Origin of the sequence: Streptomyces beijiangensis, from assembly GCF_017315755.1 — a bacterium.
GTDB classification, from domain to species: Bacteria; Actinomycetota; Actinomycetes; order Streptomycetales; family Streptomycetaceae; genus Streptomyces; species Streptomyces beijiangensis.
Window position 1 is genome coordinate 1 of sequence record NZ_JAFLRJ010000511.1, and the last position, 7,059, is coordinate 7,059.

The 7,059-nt window shown below is 69.0% G+C and carries 5 protein-coding genes; 4 read left to right on the plus strand and 1 reads right to left on the minus strand.

What is annotated here, in order from left to right:
- Window positions 1–333 precede the first annotated feature (333 nt).
- From J0695_RS36110 to J0695_RS36120, 3 genes are read left to right on the plus strand one after another with little or no spacing between them, the layout of a single operon-like run.
- The gene (locus tag J0695_RS36110; protein WP_206969003.1) at window positions 334–1,911 is read left to right on the plus strand and encodes an acyl-CoA carboxylase subunit beta; all 1,578 of its coding nucleotides are present in this window, start codon (window positions 334–336) and stop codon (window positions 1,909–1,911) included.
- 38 nt (window positions 1,912–1,949) lie between these two features.
- The gene (locus J0695_RS36115) at window positions 1,950–3,875 is read left to right on the plus strand and encodes a 2-oxoacid:acceptor oxidoreductase subunit alpha (protein ID WP_242553636.1); all 1,926 of its coding nucleotides are present in this window, start codon (window positions 1,950–1,952) and stop codon (window positions 3,873–3,875) included.
- Entirely contained in the window at window positions 3,868–4,926 is a 1,059-nt protein-coding gene (locus J0695_RS36120; protein WP_206969004.1) for a 2-oxoacid:ferredoxin oxidoreductase subunit beta, read from the plus strand. The genes J0695_RS36115 and J0695_RS36120 overlap by 8 nt, the downstream gene beginning before the upstream one ends.
- On the opposite strand, the gene J0695_RS36125 is transcribed toward J0695_RS36120, so the two are convergent.
- On the minus strand, window positions 4,916–6,148 hold the full coding sequence (locus tag J0695_RS36125) for an aminotransferase-like domain-containing protein (protein WP_206969005.1): 1,233 nt from the start codon (window positions 6,146–6,148) through the stop codon (window positions 4,916–4,918). The genes J0695_RS36120 and J0695_RS36125 overlap by 11 nt on opposite strands.
- A gap of 377 nt (window positions 6,149–6,525) precedes the next feature.
- Here J0695_RS36125 and J0695_RS36130 point away from each other — a divergent pair.
- On the plus strand, window positions 6,526–7,059 hold a 534-nt coding region (locus J0695_RS36130; protein WP_505383624.1), incomplete at its 3' end, for a hydroxymethylglutaryl-CoA lyase-like TIM-barrel protein.

Genomic DNA, 7,059 nt, shown 5'->3' on the forward strand with positions numbered 1-7,059 from the left:
CATGGCACACAACTGGCGCCACGTCGAGCCAATGTGGTGCCAGATGTGCGCCATGTGCTGGGAAAGGGGGCCCGTCGGCATCCTCGGGGGAAAGGACGCCGACGGGCGGAGCTCCGCAAGGGCTCATGACCGTCCGCATCGGAGCTCACGGCCCCGAGCATCCCGCCCCGCTCTCGACGGACACTCGCGCGGCGGTGGAGAACCGGTGCGACCGGCATCGGCGCCGGCCGCGCCGGGGCGGCGTCGTCCGTCGCTCCAACCGGCTTCGAGTGACAGGGCGGAGGCTGGCCGTTGGTTCATCACGGTTCATCACGACGGCCGGAAGGGAAACCCATGACCGCCCTGGACGACAAGCCGGTCAGGCAGCGGCGCGGCACGGTCGCCGAACTCGAGGCCATACGCGACACCGTGCACCGGGGGCCGAGCGAGAAGGCCACGGAGGCGCAGCACGCCAAGGGCAAACTCACGGCCCGGGAACGACTCGGGCTCCTCTTCGACGACGGCCGGTTCACCGAGGTCGAAGGGTTGCGCAGACACCGGGCGAGCGGCTTCGGCCTGGAGGACAAGCGCCCCTACACCGACGGTGTGGTCACCGCCTGGGGGCGGGTGTCCGGACGGGCCGTCTTCGCGTACGCCCATGACTTCAGGATCTTCGGAGGCTCCCTGGGCGAGGCGCACGCCGAGAAGATCCACAAGATCATGGACATGGCCGCCACGGCGGGGGCCCCGATCGTGGGCCTGTGCGACGGCGCAGGGGCGCGTATCCAGGAAGGCGTGACCGCACTCGCCGGATACGGCGGGATCTTCCAGCGCAACGTCCGCAACTCCGGGGTCATCCCGCAGATCAGCGTCATGATGGGCCCCTGCGCGGGCGGGGCGGCCTACTCCCCGGCGCTGACCGACTTCGTGTTCATGGTGCGCGGCACCTCGCAGATGTTCATCACCGGTCCCGACGTGGTGCAGGCCGTCACCGGAGAGCAGATCAGCCACGACGACCTGGGCGGCGCCATCGCCCACACCCGTCTCTCCGGAGTCGCCCAATTCGCCTACGAGGACGAGGAGAGCTGCCTCGCCGACGTCCGCCACCTGCTCTCCTTCCTGCCCGCCAACAACCGCGAGCAGCCGCCGTCGGAGCCCTGCGCCGACCGGCCGGACCGGCTCACCCCGGCCCTGCTCGACGTGGTGCCCTCCGACGCGAAGTGCGCGTACGACGTCCGCCGGGTCATCGAGGAAGTCGTCGACGTGGGCGAGTACTTCGAGGTGCACGAGGCCTGGGCGCCCAACGTGGTCTGCGCCCTGTCGCGCCTGGACGGCCAGGTCGTCGGCATCGTCGCCAACCAGCCGGCCGTGTCCGCAGGGGTCCTCGACATCAAGGGCAGCGAGAAGGCGGCCGGCTTCGTGCAGATGTGCGACTCCTTCAACATCCCGCTCGTGACGCTGGTGGACGTGCCGGGGTTCCTGCCCGGCGTCGGCCAGGAGCACGGGGGCATCATCCGGCACGGCGCGAAGCTGCTGTACGCGTACTGCAACGCGACGGTCCCCCGTATCCAGCTGATCCTGCGCAAGGCGTACGGCGGCGCGTACATCGTCATGGACTCGCGCTCCATCGGCTCCGACGTGTCACTGGCGTGGCCCGGCAACGAGATCGCGGTGATGGGGGCGGAGGGCGCGGCCAACGTCGTCTTCCGCCGCGAGATCGCGGCCGCGTCCGACCCGGAGGCCGCCCGCGAGCAGTACATCAAGGAGTACCGGGACCAGCTCATGCACCCGTACTACGCCGCGGAACGCGGCCTGGTGGACGACGTCATCGACCCCGCGGAGACCCGCGTCAGGCTGATCGACGCGCTCGCCGTGCTGCGCACCAAGTACGTGGCGCAGCCCTCCAGAAAGCACGGGAACCAGCCCCAGTGACGCGCGAGGAACCAGCACCGACAGGAGCCGACACACGTATGTCCGTGGAAACCACTGCCCCCGGCGTGACAGGGGTGCGTGCAGAAGAGGTGCGGAACAAAGAGGCGCGTACCAAAGAGGTGCGTCGGCTGGACCGGGTGATCATCCGGTTCGCGGGTGATTCCGGTGACGGGATGCAGCTCACGGGGGACCGGTTTACTTCGGAGACGGCGTCGTTCGGGAATGATCTGTCGACGCTGCCGAATTTCCCGGCCGAGATCCGGGCGCCCGCGGGAACGCTGCCGGGTGTGTCCAGTTTTCAGCTGCACTTCGCCGACCATGACATCCTCACCCCCGGCGACGCGCCCAACGTGCTGGTCGCGATGAACCCCGCCGCACTGCGGGCGAACATCGAGGATCTGCCGCGCGGGGCCGAGATCATCGTCAACACCGACGAGTTCACCAAGCGGCCGATGGCAAAGGTGGGGTATGCGACCTCACCCCTGGAGGACGGCTCGCTGGAGGCGTATCACGTGCATCCGGTGCCGCTGACGTCGATGACGATCGAGGCGCTGAAGGACTTCGGGCTCTCCCGCAAGGAGGCCGAGCGGTCCAAGAACATGTTCGCGCTGGGGCTGTTGTCGTGGATGTATCACCGGCCGACGGAGGGCACGGAGAAGTTCCTGCGGACCAAGTTCGCCAAGAAGCCGCAGATCGCCGAGGCGAACGTCGCGGCCTTCAGGGCGGGGTGGAACTTCGGCGAGACCACCGAGGACTTCGCCGTCTCCTACGAGGTCGCCCCGGCCACCTCCGCCTTCCCAGCCGGCACCTACCGCAACATCTCGGGGAACCTGGCCCTGTCGCTGGGGCTGATCGCGGCCGGCCGGCAGGCGGATCTCCCGCTGTACCTGGGCTCCTACCCCATCACCCCGGCCTCCGACATCCTCCACGAGCTCTCCAAGCACAAGAATTTCGGGGTGCGGACCTTCCAGGCCGAGGACGAGATCGCGGGCATCGGTGCGGCGCTGGGGGCGGCCTTCGGCGGCTCGCTCGGCGTGACGACCACCTCGGGTCCGGGGGTGGCGCTGAAGTCCGAGGCGATCGGGCTCGCGGTCTCCCTGGAGCTGCCGCTGCTGATCATCGACATCCAGCGGGGCGGGCCCTCGACGGGGTTGCCGACCAAGACGGAGCAGGCGGATCTGCTGCAGGCGATGTACGGGCGCAACGGCGAGGCCCCGGTGCCGGTGATCGCACCGAGGACGCCGGGCGACTGCTTCGACGCGGCGATCGACGCGGTGAGGATCGCGCTGACCTACCGCACCCCGGTCTTCCTGCTGTCGGATGGGTATCTGGCGAACGGCTCCGAGCCGTGGCGGGTGCCGGAGGTGGATGAACTGCCCGATCTGCGGGTGCAGTTCGCCAGTGGCCCCAACCATGAGCTGGCGGACGGCACCGAGGTGTTCTGGCCGTACAAGCGTGACCCGAAGACCCTGGCTCGTCCGTGGGCGGTGCCGGGCACGCCGGGGCTGGAGCACCGGATCGGGGGGATCGAGAAGCAGGACGGCACGGGCAACATCAGCTATGACCCGGCCAACCATGACTTCATGGTCCGCACCCGCCAAGCCAAGATCGACAACATTGAGGTCCCCGACCTTGAGGTCGACGACCCGCACGGCGCCAAAACTCTGGTGCTGGGCTGGGGTTCGACGTTCGGGCCGATCAGCGCGGCCGTGCGCAGGCTGCGGGTGGAGGGCAAGCCGATCGCGCAGGCCCATCTGCGCCACCTCAACCCCTTCCCGAGGAATCTCGGAGAGGTCCTGAAGCGTTACGACAACGTGGTCGTCCCCGAGATGAACCTCGGTCAGCTGGCCACCCTCATCCGTGCGAAGTATCTGGTCGACGCGATCAGTTACAACCAGGTCAACGGCATGCCGTTCAAGGCCGAGCAGCTGGCCACGGCTCTCAAGGAGGCCATTGATGACTGAGGTGATTGAGGCCCTTTCGCTGGTGCCCAAGGCCGAGGCCAAGCAGTCCATGAAGGACTTCAAGTCCGATCAGGAAGTGCGCTGGTGCCCCGGCTGCGGCGACTATGCGGTGCTGGCCGCCGTGCAGGGCTTCATGCCCGAACTCGGCCTGGCGAAGGAGAACATCGTCTTCGTCTCCGGGATCGGCTGCTCCTCCCGCTTCCCGTACTACATGAACACCTACGGGATGCACTCCATCCACGGCCGGGCCCCCGCCATCGCCACCGGACTCGCCTCCTCCCGCCGCGACCTGAGCGTGTGGGTCGTGACGGGTGACGGTGATGCGCTGTCCATCGGCGGCAACCACCTCATCCACGCACTGCGCCGCAACGTGAACCTGAAGATCCTGCTGTTCAACAACCGGATCTACGGGCTGACCAAGGGCCAGTACAGTCCCACCTCCGAGGTCGGCAAGATCACCAAGTCGACCCCGATGGGCTCCCTCGACGCCCCCTTCAACCCCGTCTCCCTGGCCATCGGCGCCGAAGCGAGCTTCGTGGCCCGCACCGTGGATTCGGATCGCAAGCACCTCACCTCGGTGCTGCGGGCGGCGGCCGAGCACCAGGGCACCGCGCTCATCGAGATCTACCAGAACTGCAACATCTTCAACGACGGCGCCTTCGAAGTCCTCAAGGACAAGCAGCAGGCCGAGGAAGCCGTCATCCGCCTCGAACACGGCCAGCCGATCCGTTTCGGCGCCGACAACTCGAAGGGTGTCGTGCGCGACCAGGCCACCGGAGACCTCAAGGTCATCGCGGTCACCCCGGAGAACGCGTCGCAGATCCTCGTCCACGACGCGCACACCACGTCCCCCACCACGGCGTTCGCGCTCTCGCGCCTCGCCGACCCCGACACCCTGCACCACACCCCCATCGGTGTCTTCCGGTCCGTCGACCGCCCCGTCTACGACACCCAGATGTCCGACCAGCTCGAAGCCGCCATCGAGCAGAAAGGCAAAGGCGACCTCGCCACCCTCCTCGCCGGCAACGACACCTGGACCGTCACCGGCTGAGTTCGGACTCCAGCACGGCGGCCAGCCGGCGCACACCCTCGCGGATCCGCTCCGGCGTCGGGTAGCAGTAGGACAACCGCAGCCGGCGGCCGCCGGACTTGTCCGCGTAGAACCCGCTGCCCGACGCGTACGCCACCCGGGCGGCCACCGCGCGCGGCAGCATCGCCTTCGTGTCCACGCCCTCCGGCACCGTCACCCACACGTAGAAGCCGCCGTCCGGCACCGTCCACGTACAACCCGGCGGCATGTACCGCTCCAGTGCGGCGAGCATCGCGTCGCGGCGCTCGCGGTAGTCCTCCCGGAACACGCTGATACGGCCCTGCCAGTCGTGCGTGGCCAGATACCGCGACACGATCATCTGGTTCAGCGTGGGCGGGCAGAGCGTCGCCGACTCCATGGCCAGCACCAGCTTCTCCCGCACCGCGCGCGGCGCCAGCACCCAGCCCACCCGCAGACCGGGTGCGAACGTCTTCGAGAACGAGCCCAGGTACACCACGTTGACCGGGTCCAGCGAGCGCAGCGCCGGGTGGGTGCGGCCGTCGAAGCCGAGCAGCCCGTACGGATTGTCCTCGACCACCAGCACGTCGTACGCCCGGCAGATCTCCACGATCTCCGCCCGCCGACCGGCCGCCAGCGTCACACCGGACGGGTTGTGGAAGTTCGGGATCGTGTAGAGCAGCTTCACGCGCTGCCCGGCGTTCGCGGCCTCCCGCAGTGCTGCCCGCAACTCCTGCGGCACCATGCCGTGTTCGTCCATCGCCACGTGCACCACCTGCGCCTGGTACGCGGCGAACGAGCCGAGCGCACCGACGTACGACGGGCCCTCGGCCACCACCACGTCGCCCGGGTCGCAGAACAGCCGGGTCACCAGGTCGAGGCCCATCTGCGAACCGACCGTCACCACGACGTCGTCCGGGTGCGCGGTGATGCCCTCCAGCGCCATCACGTCGCAGATCTGTTCCCGCAGCAGCGGCAGGCCGTGTGCCGACGCGTACTGCAGCGCCGTCAGGCCGTCCTCCGCGATGATCCGCGCGACCTGGGCCGAGAGCGTGCCGAGCGGCAGCGCGGCCAGGTTCGGCATGCCGCCGGCCAGCGAGACCACCTCCGGCCTGCCGGCGACCGAGAACAGCGCCCGGATCTCCGAGGCCGTCATGCCCGCGGTGCGCACGGCGTACCGGTCCCGGTGCGGGTCGGGGACGTACGGGGGCACGGGCACGGTCATGAACGCTTCCGTGGGCTCCGCCGGAGCCCCTGGCGCAGCAGTCGCAGCCGGTGCCGGGAGTGGCGCCGTACGAGCTGGGCGATCGGGGCGCCCGCCCTGGTGCTGCCCCCGCCCGCGAAGGAATCCGAGGGGGCCGGACGACGGGACATGGCTCTCCAGTGGGTTGCACCCGGCGCGTCAGGGGCGGGCGGGGGCGCCGGTGTGGGAGCCACGATGGACGACCGCGAACGAGGAGCACTCGAAGAGTGACGGAAGATCAATGGACAGTTCTCCTGCACTCGGTCCGTCCTCGAGCGGGAATCGAGAGCGAGGGAACATAGATGGACGGTGGAGCAGGTCATACCGGTAGACCGAGACCCCACAGGAGCCGGATCAGTATGAGCAGCAGTCCGAGCGCACGCACCGGGGAACCCCACGGCGAACCAACCGGAGGACCCGCCGGAGGACCCGCCGGAGGACCCGCCGGCGGCCCCACCGACGATTCTTTCCATGTCTTCGACACGACGCTGCGCGACGGCGCGCAGCGCGAGGGCATCAACCTCACGGTCGCGGACAAGCTGAGCATCGCACGGCACCTGGACGACTTCGGCGTGGGCTTCATCGAGGGCGGCTGGCCGGGGGCCAACCCGCGCGACACCGAGTTCTTCGCCCGCGCGCAGCAGGAGATCACCCTCCGCCACGCGCAGCTCGTGGCCTTCGGCGCCACCCGCAGGGCCGGTGCCAGAGCCGCCGACGACCTTCAGGTCAAGGCGCTCGTGGAGTCGGGGGCCCCGGTGATCACGCTGGTCGCCAAGTCGCACGACCGCCATGTCGAACTGGCCCTGCGCACCACCCTGGACGAGAACCTCGCGATGGTCCGCGACTCTGTCTCGTACCTCGTCTCCAAGGGCCGCCGCGTCTTTGTCGACTGC

Coding starts and splice junctions, on each gene's coding strand:
- J0695_RS36110 (WP_206969003.1), top strand. CDS start 334: ATGACCGCCCTGGACGACAAGCCGGTCAGGCAGCGGCGCGGCACGGTC.
- J0695_RS36115 (WP_242553636.1), top strand. CDS start 1,950: ATGTCCGTGGAAACCACTGCCCCCGGCGTGACAGGGGTGCGTGCAGAA.
- J0695_RS36120 (WP_206969004.1), top strand. CDS start 3,868: ATGACTGAGGTGATTGAGGCCCTTTCGCTGGTGCCCAAGGCCGAGGCC.
- J0695_RS36125 (WP_206969005.1), bottom strand. CDS start 6,148: ATGACCGTGCCCGTGCCCCCGTACGTCCCCGACCCGCACCGGGACCGG.